This window comes from Streptomyces sp. NPDC006261 (assembly GCF_040613515.1).
In the GTDB taxonomy this organism is placed as follows: Bacteria; Actinomycetota; Actinomycetes; order Streptomycetales; family Streptomycetaceae; genus Streptomyces.
Genome location: NZ_JBEXSI010000073.1, coordinates 1 through 13246 on the forward strand (window position 1 = coordinate 1; position 13246 = coordinate 13246).

At 70.9% G+C, this 13246-nt stretch carries 15 protein-coding genes; 7 read left to right on the forward strand and 8 right to left on the reverse strand.

Annotated features, from left to right (window positions below; all coding sequences use genetic code 11):
- Positions 1–320: 320 nt before the first annotated feature.
- Entirely contained in the window at positions 321–965 is a 645-nt protein-coding gene (locus tag ABZ154_RS31050) for a DNA-3-methyladenine glycosylase (protein ID WP_356837701.1), read from the reverse strand.
- Between the two features lie 87 nt (positions 966–1052).
- On the opposite strand from ABZ154_RS31050, the gene ABZ154_RS31055 reads away from it, so the two are divergent.
- The 3 genes from ABZ154_RS31055 to ABZ154_RS31065 all read left to right on the forward strand — a co-directional run bounded on the left by ABZ154_RS31055 (position 1053) and on the right by ABZ154_RS31065 (position 3133).
- Positions 1053–1835: a sporulation protein gene (locus tag ABZ154_RS31055; RefSeq protein ID WP_350683973.1), complete on the forward strand. Its 783-nt coding sequence runs from the start codon at positions 1053–1055 to the stop codon at positions 1833–1835.
- Positions 1836–1945: 110 nt separating this feature from the next.
- Positions 1946–2482: a YbhB/YbcL family Raf kinase inhibitor-like protein gene (locus tag ABZ154_RS31060; protein WP_356837702.1), complete on the forward strand. Its 537-nt coding sequence runs from the start codon at positions 1946–1948 to the stop codon at positions 2480–2482.
- A 138-nt stretch (positions 2483–2620) separates the two neighbouring features.
- A complete protein-coding gene (locus ABZ154_RS31065; RefSeq protein WP_356837703.1) occupies positions 2621–3133 on the forward strand; it encodes an HNH endonuclease in 513 nt (170 codons plus the stop codon).
- 109 nt (positions 3134–3242) lie between these two features.
- On the opposite strand, the gene ABZ154_RS31070 is transcribed toward ABZ154_RS31065, so the two are convergent.
- The 4 genes from ABZ154_RS31070 to ABZ154_RS31085 form a co-directional block, all read right to left on the reverse strand.
- Positions 3243–4010 carry a sulfite exporter TauE/SafE family protein gene (locus ABZ154_RS31070; protein ID WP_356837704.1) on the reverse strand — a complete coding sequence of 256 codons (768 nt, stop codon included), beginning with the start codon at positions 4008–4010 and terminating at the stop codon, positions 3243–3245.
- Positions 4011–4094: 84 nt separating this feature from the next.
- Entirely contained in the window at positions 4095–5093 is a 999-nt protein-coding gene (locus ABZ154_RS31075) for an SPFH domain-containing protein (protein WP_356837705.1), read from the reverse strand.
- Positions 5094–5283: 190 nt separating this feature from the next.
- Complete coding sequence (locus ABZ154_RS31080) at positions 5284–5712, reverse strand: NfeD family protein (protein ID WP_356837706.1); 429 nt, start codon at positions 5710–5712, stop codon at positions 5284–5286.
- A 109-nt stretch (positions 5713–5821) separates the two neighbouring features.
- Positions 5822–6619: an ABC transporter ATP-binding protein gene (locus tag ABZ154_RS31085; protein WP_356837707.1), complete on the reverse strand. Its 798-nt coding sequence runs from the start codon at positions 6617–6619 to the stop codon at positions 5822–5824.
- Positions 6620–6754: 135 nt separating this feature from the next.
- On the opposite strand from ABZ154_RS31085, the gene ABZ154_RS31090 reads away from it, so the two are divergent.
- The gene (locus ABZ154_RS31090) at positions 6755–7546 is read left to right on the forward strand and encodes a hypothetical protein (RefSeq protein WP_356837708.1); all 792 of its coding nucleotides are present in this window, start codon (positions 6755–6757) and stop codon (positions 7544–7546) included.
- 348 nt (positions 7547–7894) lie between these two features.
- On the opposite strand, the gene ABZ154_RS31095 is transcribed toward ABZ154_RS31090, so the two are convergent.
- The 3 genes from ABZ154_RS31095 to ABZ154_RS31105 form a co-directional block, all read right to left on the reverse strand.
- Entirely contained in the window at positions 7895–8113 is a 219-nt protein-coding gene (locus tag ABZ154_RS31095) for a chaplin (protein WP_356837724.1), read from the reverse strand.
- A gap of 145 nt (positions 8114–8258) precedes the next feature.
- Positions 8259–8903 (reverse strand): response regulator transcription factor, encoded by a 645-nt coding sequence (locus ABZ154_RS31100; protein ID WP_356837709.1) that lies wholly within the window; start codon positions 8901–8903, stop codon positions 8259–8261.
- Positions 8896–10041, reverse strand: a complete 1146-nt coding sequence (locus ABZ154_RS31105) for a GAF domain-containing sensor histidine kinase (RefSeq protein ID WP_356837710.1) — start codon at positions 10039–10041, stop codon at positions 8896–8898. The genes ABZ154_RS31100 and ABZ154_RS31105 overlap by 8 nt, the downstream gene beginning before the upstream one ends.
- A gap of 244 nt (positions 10042–10285) precedes the next feature.
- On the opposite strand from ABZ154_RS31105, the gene ABZ154_RS31110 reads away from it, so the two are divergent.
- The 3 genes from ABZ154_RS31110 (at position 10286) to ABZ154_RS31120 (ending at position 13227) form a co-directional block, all read left to right on the forward strand.
- A complete protein-coding gene (locus ABZ154_RS31110) occupies positions 10286–11008 on the forward strand; it encodes an SDR family oxidoreductase (protein WP_356837711.1) in 723 nt (240 codons plus the stop codon).
- 65 nt (positions 11009–11073) lie between these two features.
- Positions 11074–12207, forward strand: a complete 1134-nt coding sequence (locus tag ABZ154_RS31115; protein WP_356837725.1) for an S-adenosylmethionine:tRNA ribosyltransferase-isomerase — start codon at positions 11074–11076, stop codon at positions 12205–12207.
- A 273-nt stretch (positions 12208–12480) separates the two neighbouring features.
- The gene (locus tag ABZ154_RS31120) at positions 12481–13227 is read left to right on the forward strand and encodes a transglycosylase SLT domain-containing protein (protein WP_356837712.1); all 747 of its coding nucleotides are present in this window, start codon (positions 12481–12483) and stop codon (positions 13225–13227) included.
- The last annotated feature ends 19 nt before the right edge of the window (positions 13228–13246 follow it).

Sequence of the window (13246 nt, forward strand, 5' to 3'; positions counted from 1 at the left end):
TTCCGGCGGTTCCGACTTTACCAGACTCTTTTCCGTTCCGTTTCCGGTCCGAATTTGAATTCCGGTGGCCTGTGGAGTGGCCTTGCCTTTCGGCGTGTTCACTACGTTAGCCCATTCCCTTGGCAGCTCATAATCGAGCCTGTCGAGCGAATTACGGGCATGCCGAATTCGCACCCGCCAGGGTGAGTCGTAGGTAGTGGTTTGGCCTCTTCGGGCTGCCCGGACCGGTCCGATGGACCGTGCCGACAGCTGTACCCGTGTCAAGTGGCTCGGACTACATTAGGCGTCCGCCCAATCCCCGTCAAGTCGCCCATGGCCCGTCACTTGGCCCTGCGACGGCGGGGTGCATGGGCGCGGTACGGGCTCACCGTGGGGTCCCTCTCGATCCAGAAGCGCCACGGCTGGTGTGCTCCGTCGCCGCCCACTCCGGTGCGGGGGCCGCTGCGTACCTGGTCACGCGGGGGCGGGGTGCCGTGGAGTACCGACAGCGCGGGGGTGGGGCCGGCGAAGAGGTCGCTGCCGTTCAGCGTCCGGTCGACGTCGAGGGCGGTGGCGAGCCGGGCCGGGCCTCTGGCCAGTTCCTTGTCATTGCGGGCCGAGACCCGACGTGTCCGGGCGAGGCCGGCGCCCGCGTTGATCTCACCGGCCCGTAGCAGCACTCCGCTCGCGTGGCCCTCCGGGCCGCAGACCAGGTTGAGGCAGTGCCACATCCCGTACGTGAAGTAAACGTACGCATGACCGGGCGGCCCGAACATCACGCTGTTGCGGGCCGTGCGGCCCCGGAAGGCGTGCGAGCCGGGGTCGACCTCACCGGCGTACGCCTCCACCTCGGTGAGACGTACCTCGATCGTGCCCTCGTCGCTGTGGCGGACGAGGGTGCGGCCCAGGAGGTCGGGGGCGACGTCCAGGACGGATCGGCCGAAGAAGTCACGGGTGAGCGCTGTGCGGTCGGAGCTCTTGGTCATGCCGTCCGAGGGTACTGGGGAGACGAACGCGGGAACCGGCTACGGTCATGGCGCGTATCTAGGGGTCAGGACCAAGAAGGAGTGAACATGGGCTTCAAGCGGCTGCTCGCGAGCATGGGTGCCGGTGGCGCCTCGGTGGAGACCGAGCTCACCGAGGTGAACGTCGTCCCCGGTGGGGTCGTGCAGGGGGAGGTGCGGATCCAGGGCGGGTCGGTGGCTCAGCAGATCGAGGGGCTCTCCGTCGGTCTGCAGGCGCGGGTCGAGGTCGAGAGCGGCGACCAGGAGACGAAGCAGAACATCGAGTTCGCCAAGGTGCGGCTCGGCGGTGCCTTCGAGGTGCAGGCGGGGGCGGTGCACGTGGTGCCGTTCGGTCTGGAGATCCCCTGGGAGACGCCGGTCACGATGTTCGCCGGTCAGCATCTGCGCGGCATGGACATCGGGGTGACCACGGAGCTGGAGATCGCCCGGGCGCTGGACTCCGGTGACCTGGACCCGATCAATGTGCACCCGCTGCCGGCACAGCAGGCCATTCTGGACGCCTTCGGACAGCTGGGCTTCCGTTTCCGCAGTGCGGACATGGAGCGCGGCCACATCCGCGGCTCCCGTCAGCGGCTGCCGTTCTACCAGGAGATCGAGTTCGTACCGCCGCAGCAGTACCGCGGGCTCCACCAGGTCGAGCTCACGTTCGTCGCGGACGACCGCGAGATGGACGTGATCCTGGAGATGGACAAGAAGCCGGGGCTGTTCAGCGAGGGCAGCGACTCCTACCGCGCGTTCAAGGTCGGTCTCCACGACTTCCAGCAGACCGACTGGGCGGCGTACCTCAACCAGTGGCTGGCCCAGGTCGGCGGACAGCGCAACTGGCTCTAGAGCCCTAAGGTCGGACGGGATCGGGCGGGGAAGCCCGTCCGGTACCTGTCGGCGGGTGGCCGGTGCGCCGCTCGCAGCAGACCAGCACCGATCAGGAGAGGTAACGAGACGTGACCGAGCCGAAGAGGGCCCCGCTGCCGCACGACTTCCACCCGGAGGTGCACGCGTTCACCGTGACGAGCAAGGATCTCGCGCCCGGTGCCGTGCTGGCCGATGCTCAGGTGCTTGCGTCCGGGAACACCTCGCCGCACCTGCGGTGGGAGGGTTTCCCGGTGAAGGCCAAGAGTTTCGCCGTGACGTGTTTCGACCCGGACGCCCCGACGGGCAGCGGGTTCTGGCACTGGGTGGTGTTCGACATCCCGGTTTCGGTGACCGAACTGCCGGCCGGCGCGGGCAGCGGTGCGTTCGAGGGGCTCCCTGAGGGGGCCGTCCAGGCCCGTAACGACTACGGGTCGAAGGAGTTCGGCGGGGCCGCGCCGCCCGCCGGGGAGAACCACCGCTATGTGTTCACCGTGTACGCGGTGGACACCGAGACGCTCGGGATCGACAGCGACTCCTCGCCCGCGGTGGTCGGGTTCAACCTCCGGTTCCACACCCTGGGGCGTGCTCAGCTGATCGGTGAGTACGAGGCTCCCGCCGCCGATTAGTTCGCCTGTTGTTTGCCCTGCTCTGGTCTTGGAGAGATCAGAGCAGGGCACTTTTTATTGCGTTGTCCATCGCGGCCTGCCCAGCCAGAGTTGATCCGGGCCTGCCAGGGGGCGGGCGGCACACGGGAGGTGGGCAGGATGCGTGACACGCTGGTTCTCAACGCGAGCTTCGAGCCGCTGTCGACAGTGACGCTCAACCGTGCGGTGGTCCTGATCCTGACGGACAAGGCCGTCGTCGAGCAGTCGCATCCCGAACTCCGTATGCGTGGTGCCGCCGTGGACATCCCGGCGCCCCGGGTGATCAGGCTCTGCCGGTACGTACGGGTGCCGTTCCGAAGACAGGCCCCGTGGTCCAGAAGGGGCGTGCTCATACGGGACCAGCACCGGTGCGCCTACTGCGGGCGCCGGGCGTCGACCGTCGACCACGTGGTGCCGCGGGCCCAGGGCGGTCAGGACACCTGGCTGAACACGGTGGCTTCCTGTGCCGAGGACAACCACCGCAAGGCGGCCCGGACGCCGGAGCAGGCCGGGATGCCGTTGCTGAAGCAGCCGTTCGTCCCCTCCCCCGCCGAGGCGATGCTGCTGGCGATGGGGGCCGGTGACCGGGCGGAACTGCCGGAGTGGCTGGACCGGGATGCCGCGGCCGCGTAGAGCGGACAGCGGCTGCGGACGCGGACGCGGACGCGGGGAACGGCGGCGTAGGTGACGTACGCCTGGTGATGGATGCGTGGGCCCGTCCCTGTGGGCGGGCCCACGCGGGTCAGCGGAGCAGCAGCTGGACGATGGCCGCGGAGCCGACGAGGACGATCAGGGCGCGCAGCAGGGCGGGGCTGAGGCGGCGGCCGACCTTGGCGCCTATCTGACCGCCGATGGCCGAGCCGACCGCGATGAGGACGACCGCCGTCCAGTCGAAGTCCGCGACGAAGAGGAAGAACAGCGCGGCGATGCTGTTGACCACGGCGGCCAGGACATTCTTGACGGCGTTGAGGCGCTGGATCGCGTCGTCGACCAGCATCCCCATCAGGGAGAGGTAGACGATCCCCTGGGCGGCGGTGAAGTAGCCCCCGTAGACGCTGGCGAGGGTCAGGCCGGTGAACAGGAGCGGGCCGCCGTCGGGGCGGGCCGGGGTGCCGGTGCGTGCGCGGCGTCGCTGGACGGCTTTGCTGATGCGTGGTTGCAGGATCACCAGGACGAGGGCCAGGGCGACCAGGACCGGGACGATCGTCTCGAACGCCGTGGAGGGCAGCGCGAGGAGGAGCGTGGCGCCGGTGAGGCCGCCGATGGCGGCTCCGACGGAGAGTTTCAGGATGCGGCGGCGTTGACCGGCCAGTTCCTTGCGGTAGCCGATGGCTCCGCTGATGGAGCCGGGGATGAGGCCGAGCGCGTTGGAGACGGTGGCGGTCACCGGCGGGAGGCCGGTGGCGAGCAGGACGGGGAAGGTGATCAGGGTGCCTGAGCCGACGATCGTGTTGATCGTGCCCGCACCGACTCCCGCCGCGAAGACGGCGAGTATTTCCCAGATGGACAAGGCCATCTCCTTCGATGGTCAGTGATGCCTCCCCGCCATGAAGGTCGAGGGGCCTCACTGATCATGCACGAAGGGGGTCGCGCGTCAGTAGACCGGGGGTTCTTCGCGTCGTTCGACGGCCGTGCCACCGGAGTTGCCCCCGTCGGTGGCGGATCCGTTGCCGCCATTGCCTCCGTTGCCGGTGCCGCCGGTGTTGAAGCCCGGGGCGCCGCCGCCGAGGTTGCCGAAGGCGCCGCTGAGGCCCTTGAGGGCGTCGCCGATCTCGCTGGGCACGATCCAGAGCTTGTTGGCGTCGCCCTCGGCGATCTTCGGGAGCATCTGGAGGTATTGGTAGGAGAGCAGCTTCTGGTCCGGGTCTCCTGCGTGGATGGCCTCGAAGACCGTGCGGACGGCCTGGGCCTCACCCTCGGCCCTGAGGGCCGCTGCCTTCGACTCGCCCTCGGCCCGCAGGATCGCGGACTGCTTCTCACCTTCGGCGGTGAGGATCTGGGACTGCCGGATGCCTTCGGCGGTGAGGATCGCGGCGCGCTTGTCACGGTCGGCGCGCATCTGCTTCTCCATCGAGTCCTGGATGGAGGTGGGCGGTTCGATGGCCTTGAGCTCGACGCGGTTGACGCGGATGCCCCACTTGCCGGTCGCCTCGTCGAGGACGCCGCGCAGCGCCGCGTTGATCTCCTCGCGGGAGGTGAGGGTGCGCTCCAGGTCCATGCCTCCGATGATGTTGCGGAGGGTGGTGACGGTGAGCTGTTCGATCGCCTGGATGTAGCTGGCGACCTCGTAGGTCGCGGCGCGGGCGTCGGTCACCTGGTAGTAGATGACGGTGTCGATGTTGACGACCAGGTTGTCCTGGGTGATCACCGGCTGCGGCGGGAAGGGCACGACCTGTTCGCGGAGGTCGATCCGGTTGCGGATCGAGTCGATGAACGGGACGACGATGTTCAGGCCCGCGTTCAGGGTGCGCGTGTAGCGGCCGAAGCGCTCGACGATGGCGGCACTGGCCTGCGGGATGACCTGGATCGTCTTGATCAGGGCGATGAAGACGAGCACCACCAGAATGATCAGGACGATGATGATCGATGGCATCGTGTCTCTCGTGCCCTTCGGTTGCCGACGGATCGGGATGATCGGGGTGATCGGGTCGGATCGTCATGAGGCGCGGACCGGGGCCGTACGCCGGGGAGTTCAGGCCCGGGACCGGTTCCCATGTCTCATGATGATCGACATGATCGACTTCGAGTCTCGCAGAACTGGGACCGGCTCGTGCACGGTTCGCTCACATGACGACGGCCGTCGCTCCGTCGATGTCCACGACATCGACCTGCCGGCCGGGTTCGAAGACCTGCTCCTCGTCGAGTGAGCGCGCCGACCAGACCTCGCCGGCGAGCTTGATGCGGCCGTCGGCGGCGGTGACCCGTTCCAGCACGAGCGCCTGACGGCCCTTCAGGGCGTCGATACCGCTGGCATGCCCGCTCTGCCCGGCCCGGTGTCTGGCGGCGATCGGGCGGACGACGACGAGCAACGCCACCGACACCCCGACGAAGACCAGCACCTGGGCCACGATGCCGCCACCGAGCGCGGCGACGACCGAAGCGGCCAGAGCCCCGACGGCGAACATTCCCAACTCGGGCATCGCGGTCAGGACCAGGGGGATGCCCAGTCCCGCCGCGACGATCAGCCACCACACCCACGCGTCGATGTCCACATGGTCATCGTAGGACTGTCGGTGCGTCACCAACAGGGCGCAGGGGTGGTCAACTGTGGTAAGCCCCAGGGATTGTTCCGAGACCACCTCGGGGATCGTCCCGGGCCGGTCAGGAGAGCGGCAGGCCGCGGGCGGTGTAGCGGTCGCCGGTGTGCTCGACGATCAGCGGCAGGCCGAAGCAGAGCGAGAGGTTGCGGGAGCTGAGTTCGGTCTCCATGGGTCCGGCCGCGAGGATCTTGCCCTGCCGGATCATCAGGACGTGGGTGAAGCCGGGCGCGATCTCCTCGACATGGTGGGTGACCATGATCATGGAGGGGGCGTACGGGTCGCGGGCGAGCCGGCCGAGGCGGCGGACCAGGTCCTCGCGGCCGCCGAGGTCGAGTCCGGCGGCGGGCTCGTCGAGGAGCAGCAGCTCGGGGTCGGTCATCATCGCGCGGGCGATCAGCGTGCGCTTGCGCTCTCCTTCGGAGAGCGTGCCGAACTTGCGGTCCAGGTACTCGGTCATGCCGAGGCGGTCCAGGAAGGCGCGGGCGCGCTCCTCGTCGACGGCCTCGTAGTTCTCGTGCCAGGTGGCGGTCATGCCGTAGGCGGCGGTGAGCACCGTCTGCAGGACGGTCTGCCGCTTGGGCAGCTTGTCGGCCATCGCCACGCCCGCCATGCCGATCCGGGGGCGGAGCTCGAAGACGTCGGTGCCGACGCCGCCCAGCTGCTCGCCGAGGACCGCGGCCGTTCCCTTGCTCGGGAAGAGGTAGCTGGACGCGAGGTTGAGGAGCGTCGTCTTGCCGGCACCGTTGGGGCCCAGGATGACCCAGCGCTCCCCCTCCTTGACCGACCAGGAGACGTCGTCCACCAGAGCGCGTCCGTCGCGGACCACGGATACGTCCACCAGCTCCAGTACATCGCTCATGAGCGCGTTGTCTCCCCATGCAGTCTCGTCGAGATCGTCGCGTGCCTGTGGGCACAGTCCCAGGGAAAACCTACGCCACCGCGCGAGTGCTCCGGCCGTGAGGTCCGTTCCCGGTCCGTTCCCTACGCTGTCTCCATGCTTGTGGAACCACGTTCAGGGTTGTTGGCCGCCTGGGGGAACGCGCTTCTGGCGGGACTTGTCTCGCCGGACGACGCGGCTCTCGCGATTGTCGGGGAGGACGCGGTGCACCGCGTCGAGGGGCTGCCGGGTGAGGCGGGGCCGGTCGGGCTCACGCTGGCGCTCGGGCGGCTGCGGGCGCTGGGGGCGACCGGTTTCCGGGTCGCGCTGCCGGTGCCGGGGCATCCGCTGGGACTGAGCGGTCCGCCCGACTTCAACGCGCGGGCGCTGGAGGCTCAGGAGGCGGTGATCGCGTTCGGGGTGCCGTACGGGCTGGTGCCGGAGGTGAGCGAGGTGGGGCCGGAGGGGGACCTGCACGTCGAGGTCGTGTGGCGGGTGCTGCCGGTGCGGGAGGCGCCGCCGGCGGACGTGCCGTCGCTGAGCGAGGCGGAGCGGGAGCTGGCGGAGGCGTTGCGGGATGCGACGGCGGCGCTGGCCCGGCTGGATGTGGCCGGTTCGGGTCCGGTGGCGGAGGCGGCGGTGGACGCGTACCGGGCGCGGGCGGAGGGGGGCCGAGGGCGCGATGTGCTGGCGCCGGGGTATCCGCCCCGGGCGGTGCGGGTGCTGGAGCTGGCGCAGCGGGTGGGGTTGCTGGTCTCGGTGGCGTACGGATCCGGGGACGGGGGTGCGGTGAGCGCGTCGGAGATCGCGGCGCGGGGGGCCGCGTTGCGGCCGGTGGAGCGGGTGGCTCGGCGGGCGTTGGTGGCCGCCTACAACGCGTATGTGGAGGGCGGGGAGGTGCGGCGGTAGGCCCGCGGGCCTTTGTCCTCAGGCGCCCGACGGGCTGGGTGGGGGTGCCCCTGGGCGGGAAGCCCGTTCTGGTGCGGGGGCTCCGGCGCAAGGGGTGCCCGTGGGCGGGGGGGTGCCCGTGGGCGGGGGGGGTGCCCGTGGGCGGGGGGGTGCCCGTGGGCGGGGGGGTGCCCGTGGGCGGGGGGGCTGTTCTGGTGCGGGGTCCCCGGCGCGGGGGTTCCGTCCTCAAACGCCGGACGGACGGGGTGGGGGCGGACGGGCTGGGTGGCGGCAGGATGGCTGGGGCGCGGCGAAGCCGGGCCGTCCCCGGGGAACGTGGGGGCGGTCCGGCTTCTGGGGACCTGCGGGTCAGTGGTTCAGGCCGAGGTTGCCGAATGCGGGGTTCAGCAGGCCGATCACGTTGGCCGTGTTGCCGACCACGTTCGCCGGGACGTGGACCGGGACCTGGGCCAGGTTGCCGCTGGCGACGCCCGGGGAGCCGGCCGCCGCGCCGTGGGAGCCGGCGCCGCTGTGGCCGGTCGCGGAGGCCGCGCCGGCACCGGCGGCGATGAGCCCGCCGACGATCATGGTGACGGCGGTGGCCTTCTTCAGGTTCTTCGCTTCAGGATCCTCCTGGAGAGGCTGCGGCAAGCCGCCGCAGCATGTCCTGGAGAACGCCGTACGGCCGGGGAGGATGCGCCGTTCGGGTGACATGTGCCCGACAGTATGAATCTCAGCCCGCAGCGCCGTTGCGGACCGCCCACAGCGCCGCCTGCGTGCGGTCCGCCAGGTCGAGTTTCATCAGGATGTTCGATACGTGGGTCTTGACCGTCTTCTCGGAGAGGACGAGCGCGCGGGCGATCTCCCGGTTCGACCGGCCGTCGGCGATGAGGCCGAGCACCTCGCGTTCGCGTTCGGTCAGCGTGCTTCCCCGGCCCGTGCCGCTGCCCGCGTCGTCCTGGGCGAGCAGCGCGCCGGCGACCTCCGGCTGGAGCAGGACGTGTCCGGCGTGGACCGAGCGGATGGCACCGGCCAGGGCATCCGGGTCGACGTCCTTGTAGACGTAACCGGAGGCTCCGGCGCGCAGGGCGGGGACCACCGTGCGCTGTTCGGTGAAGCTGGTGACGATGAGCACCTTGGCCGGGTTGTCGAGCCGGCGGAGCCTGCGCAGGGCCTCGATGCCGTCGGTGCCGGGCATCTTGATGTCCATGAGGACCACGTCGGGCCGGAGCTCCTCGGTGCGGGCCACGCCCTCCGCGCCGTCGGACGCCTCGCCGACCACCTCTATGTCCTCCTGGATCTCCAGGAAGGTGCGCAGTCCGCGGCGGACCACCTGGTGGTCGTCGACCAGCAGCACCCTGATGATCTTGTCAGCCACCGGGGATCTCCATCTCGATCGTGGCGCCCTTCCCGGGCTCCGAAACAATGGTGAGTCTGCCGCCGACGCTCTTGGCCCGGTGGCGCATGGAGACGAGCCCGAGGTGCCGGCCCGCCCGCCGGACGGCGGTGGGGTCGAAGCCGATGCCGTCGTCGGTGACGAGGAGGACGGTCGCGGTGGAGCGCCGGGCCAGGGTGACGTCCACGTGCTGCGCGCCGGAGTGGCGCAGGGCGTTGTGCAGGGCCTCCTGCGCCACCCGGAGCAGCGCCTCCTCCTGGGCGGCGGGCAGGGCGCGTACACCGCTGCTGCCGAAGGTGACCGCGGCCGCGTGGGCCCGGTCCAGGACCTGGATCTGCGTACGGAGGGTGGCGATCAGGCCGTCCTCGTCGAGAGCGGCCGGGCGCAGCTCCACGACGGCCGCCCGCAGCTCGTCGACCGCTTCGGCGGCGAGGACGGCGACCTGCTGGAGCTCCCCCTTGGCACGGGCCGGGTCGCGGTCGACGAGGGCGGCGGCGGCCTGGGCGGTGAGCCGGAGCGAGAACAGCTTCTGGCTGACCGCGTCGTGCAGCTCGTGGGCGAGGCGGGAACGTTCCTCGGCGATGGTCAGCTCGCGGCTGCGCTCGTAGAGGCGGGCGTTGGTGAGGGCGATCGCGGCGTGCTGGGCGAGGATCGAGAGCAGCTCCTCGTCCTCGGCGGTGAAGCCGCAGCCGCCGTCGGGCTTGGGGCACATCTTGTTGGCGAGGAAGAGGGCGCCGATGGTCTCGTCGCCGTCCGTGATGGGCAGGCCGAGGAAGTCGGACATGTCGGGGTGCGCGTCGGGCCAGCCCTCGAAGCGGGGGTCCTTGCGGACGTCGGCGAGCCGCTCGGGCTTCGCCTGGTGCAGCATCGCGGCGAGGATGCCGTGCTGCCGGGGCAGCGGGCCGATGGCCTTCCACTCGTCCTCGCTCACGCCGTCGACCACGAACTGGGCGAAGCCGCCGTGGTCGTCCGGGACGCCGAGGGCCGCGTACTGGGCGTCGAGCAGTTCGCGGGCGGAGGCGACGATCGTCTTGAGGACGTCTCCTACTTCGAGGTGCCGGCTCATGGCGAGCAGCGCGGCACTCACCGCGGCGAGGGCCGACGGCGGGCGATGACTCATGGGATCACCGTACCGGCGGGGGTGCGCGGGCCGTATCGGGCGCAAGGCGGCTGCCGGAGGGCGGTAGGCCTAGGCCGGTAGCGGCCCGTGCCGGGTCCCTGGTCCTAGGTCCTTCCCGGTCCTAGGTCGAAGTGCCGGGTGCGGGTGCGGCCTCCGGGCGAGGCGCGGGGCGGTCAGGGCTTCCTACGTTGGAGTGGCCGGGGTCGCCCGGTGGATGCCGATGCGCTGTAAGGGGACGGTCACTATGCCGGTCGCGTTGATCACGGGTGGTTCGAAGGGGCTGGGGCGCGCGCTGGCCGAGGCGCTGGCCCGGCAGGGGTGGGATCTGGTGCTGGACGCCAGGACCGCCGGGGTGCTGGAGGCGGCGGCGGAGGAGGTGCGTAAGCGGTACGGGACGCGGGTGGCGGCCGTCTTGGGGGATGTCACGGACGCGGCGCACCGGGCGGAGCTGGTCGCGGCCGCCGGGGAGCTGGGAGGGCTCGATCTCCTGGTGAGCAACGCGAGCATGCTGGGCGCCGAGCCGCTGGTCCGGCTGGAGGCGCAGCCGCTGGAGGGGCTGCGGCGGGCGCTGGAGACCAATGTGGTGGCGGCGCTCGGTCTCCTGCAGGAGGCGTTGCCGCTGCTGCGAAGGTCGGCCACGGGGGCGGTCGTGACGGTCAGCTCGGACGCGGCGGCGGAGCCGTACGGGATGTGGGGCGGTTACGGGGCGTCGAAGGCGGCGCTGGACCAGCTGGCGGCGGTGCTGGGGGTGGAGGAGCCCGGGCTGCGGGTGTGGGCCGTCGATCCGGGGGACATGGCGACCGATCTGTACGCGGCCGCGGTGCCGGACGACGAGGAGCCTCGGCCCTCGCCCGCGAGCGTGGTACCCGCGTTTCTGCGGCTGGTGCGGGAGCGGCCGGCGAGTGGGCGGTTCGCCGCTCCGGCGCTGCTGGAGGAGCCCGTGGCGGCGGACGGGGGTGCACGGTGAGTGCGGTGGGGGCGGCCGAGCGGGACGGGGGCTGCGCCCCTTCGGCCGGGTCCGAAGCTTCGCCCCTGGAGGCGTTGCGGGTGCCCGCGGAGTTGTCGGCGCGGGTGCCGGCCGAGCAGCGGGGGGCGGGGCGTGACGACGTACGGCTGCTGGTGACCCGGGGGAAGGCCGTGTCGCACCACGGGTTCCGGGAGCTGCCGGGGCAGCTGCGGGCCGGGGACGTTCTCGTGGTGAACACTTCGGCGACGTTGCCGGCCGCGGTGAACGGGCGGGTGGGCGGCGACCGGGTCGTCGTGCATTTCTCCACGCGGGGTGAGGACGGGCGGTGGGCGGTGGAGCTGCGGGCGCCCGGCGCTTCGGGGGCGACCGTGCCGCGTCCGGGCGGGCCCGCCGGTGCGGTGGTGCGGCTGCCGGGCGGGCGGGAGCTGGTGCTGGAGGAGCCTCTGGGGGGCGCCTTGTCGGTCGGGCTCATGAGCGCGGCAGGACCGGCAGGACACTCCCGTGGGCCCTCGGTGGGGTCGCGGCTGTGGTGGGCGCGGGTGGGCCGGGACGTCCCGGGGCTGTTGCGGCGGTACGGACGGCCGATCCGGTACGGGTACACGGAGCGTGATCAGCCGCTCGCGGCGTACCAGACCGTGTTCGCGGTCCAGGCGCCCGACGGGAGCGGGTCGGCGGAGATGCCGAGTGCGGCCCGGCCCTTCACGGCAGCCCTGGTGGCGGAGCTGGTGAGCCGAGGGGTGGGGTTCGCCCCGCTGTCGCTGGATACGGGGGTGGCGTCGGCGGAGGCGCACGAGCCGCCGTACCCGGAACGGTTCGCGGTGCCGTCCACCACCGCGTGGCTGGTGAACGCGGCGCGGGCGGCGGGCGGCCGGGTGGTCGCGGTCGGGACGACGGCGGTGCGGGCGCTGGAGTCGGCGGTCGACGCGGACGGGGTGGTGCGGCCGGCCGCGGGCTGGACGGATCTGGTGGTGACGCCGCGCCGGGGGGTGCGGGCGGTGGACGGGCTCCTGACCGGACTGCACGAGCCCCAGGCCTCGCACCTGCTGATGCTGGAGGCGGTGGCGGGGCGTGAGGCGCTGCGCCGCGGGTACGAGGCTGCGCTGGAGCGGCGCTACCTCTGGCATGAGTTCGGGGACGTCCACCTCATCCTGCCGAATGAGGAACGTAACGCTCCGGATTGCTTCAGCAACGAGCTGTGAGGTCGGCGCGTCGCCGATGTGAGGCCGGGCATAGGGCGTACGTCACTTACGAACGTACCTAGTGGACCCAAAAGGGCGATTTGGGTGGGCATGAGCGGGGGTTATTTCGGACGAACGGGACCCCTGTCCACTACTCAGCTTCGTACGTCACACCTTTGCCACACGATTTTGCTGCCGCTAAGAATTGCTCTCGTCCCCGACGGAGGTGCGCATCGCCGCCTCCGGTCTCGTCCTCCGTGAGGACACCTGAGCAATTCGAAGAGGTAGCCCTTCATGTCTGCGACTCGCATTCCCAGCCGTGTCCGTCGTCTGAACAAGGTCCAGAAGATCTCCGTGGCCGGTGTGTCGGCCCTGGCCGTCGCCTCCCTGACCTTCTCGCTCGTCCCGTCGAACGCCGAGGCCGAGGTTGCCCCGCAGGCAGCCGGCGCTGCCGCTCCCGTGGCCTTCACCGGGGGCTCCGCACAGGCCAAGACCGTGCAGGACAGCCTTATCGAGCAGCACTCCACCGCCGAGCAGCTCGTGAAGGCCGCCGACGCCGCCAAGGCGAAGGCCGCCGCCGAGACCAAGGCGAAGGCCGCGAAGGCGAAGGCCGCGGCGGACGCGAAGGACAAGGCCGAGAAGGCCGCCAAGGCCAAGGCCGACGCGAAGAAGCGCGGCACCGAGGCCGCCAACCGCTCCACCGCGCGCAAGCCCGTCTACGCCAACAACCTGGACGGCTGGATCCGCGAGGCGATGTCGATCATGAAGAAGGAAGGCATCCCCGGCTCCTACAGCGGCATCCACCGCAACATCATCCGGGAGTCCAGCGGCAACCGCTGGGCGATCAACAACTGGGACATCAACGCCCGCAACGGCGTCCCCTCCAAGGGCCTGCTCCAGGTGATCCAGCCGACCTTCGACCGGTACCACGTCAAGGGCACCAAGAAGGACCTGTACGACCCGGTCGCCAACATCGTCGCCGCCTGCAACTACGCGGCCGACCGCTACGGCTCGATGGACAACGTCAACAGCGCGTACTGAGCCCGGTCGTACGACCGAG

Excerpts from the sequence above, each read along its gene's own strand:
- ABZ154_RS31050 (WP_356837701.1), bottom strand. The coding sequence starts at position 965 with ATGACCAAGAGCTCCGACCGCACAGCGCTCACCCGTGACTTCTTCGGC.
- ABZ154_RS31055 (WP_350683973.1), top strand. The coding sequence starts at position 1,053 with ATGGGCTTCAAGCGGCTGCTCGCGAGCATGGGTGCCGGTGGCGCCTCG.
- ABZ154_RS31065 (WP_356837703.1), top strand. The coding sequence starts at position 2,621 with ATGCGTGACACGCTGGTTCTCAACGCGAGCTTCGAGCCGCTGTCGACA.
- ABZ154_RS31075 (WP_356837705.1), bottom strand. The coding sequence starts at position 5,093 with ATGCCATCGATCATCATCGTCCTGATCATTCTGGTGGTGCTCGTCTTC.
- ABZ154_RS31085 (WP_356837707.1), bottom strand. The coding sequence starts at position 6,619 with ATGAGCGATGTACTGGAGCTGGTGGACGTATCCGTGGTCCGCGACGGA.
- ABZ154_RS31090 (WP_356837708.1), top strand. The coding sequence starts at position 6,755 with ATGCTTGTGGAACCACGTTCAGGGTTGTTGGCCGCCTGGGGGAACGCG.
- ABZ154_RS31095 (WP_356837724.1), bottom strand. The coding sequence starts at position 8,113 with ATGATCGTCGGCGGGCTCATCGCCGCCGGTGCCGGCGCGGCCTCCGCG.
- ABZ154_RS31105 (WP_356837710.1), bottom strand. The coding sequence starts at position 10,041 with ATGAGTCATCGCCCGCCGTCGGCCCTCGCCGCGGTGAGTGCCGCGCTG.
- ABZ154_RS31110 (WP_356837711.1), top strand. The coding sequence starts at position 10,286 with ATGCCGGTCGCGTTGATCACGGGTGGTTCGAAGGGGCTGGGGCGCGCG.
- ABZ154_RS31120 (WP_356837712.1), top strand. The coding sequence starts at position 12,481 with ATGTCTGCGACTCGCATTCCCAGCCGTGTCCGTCGTCTGAACAAGGTC.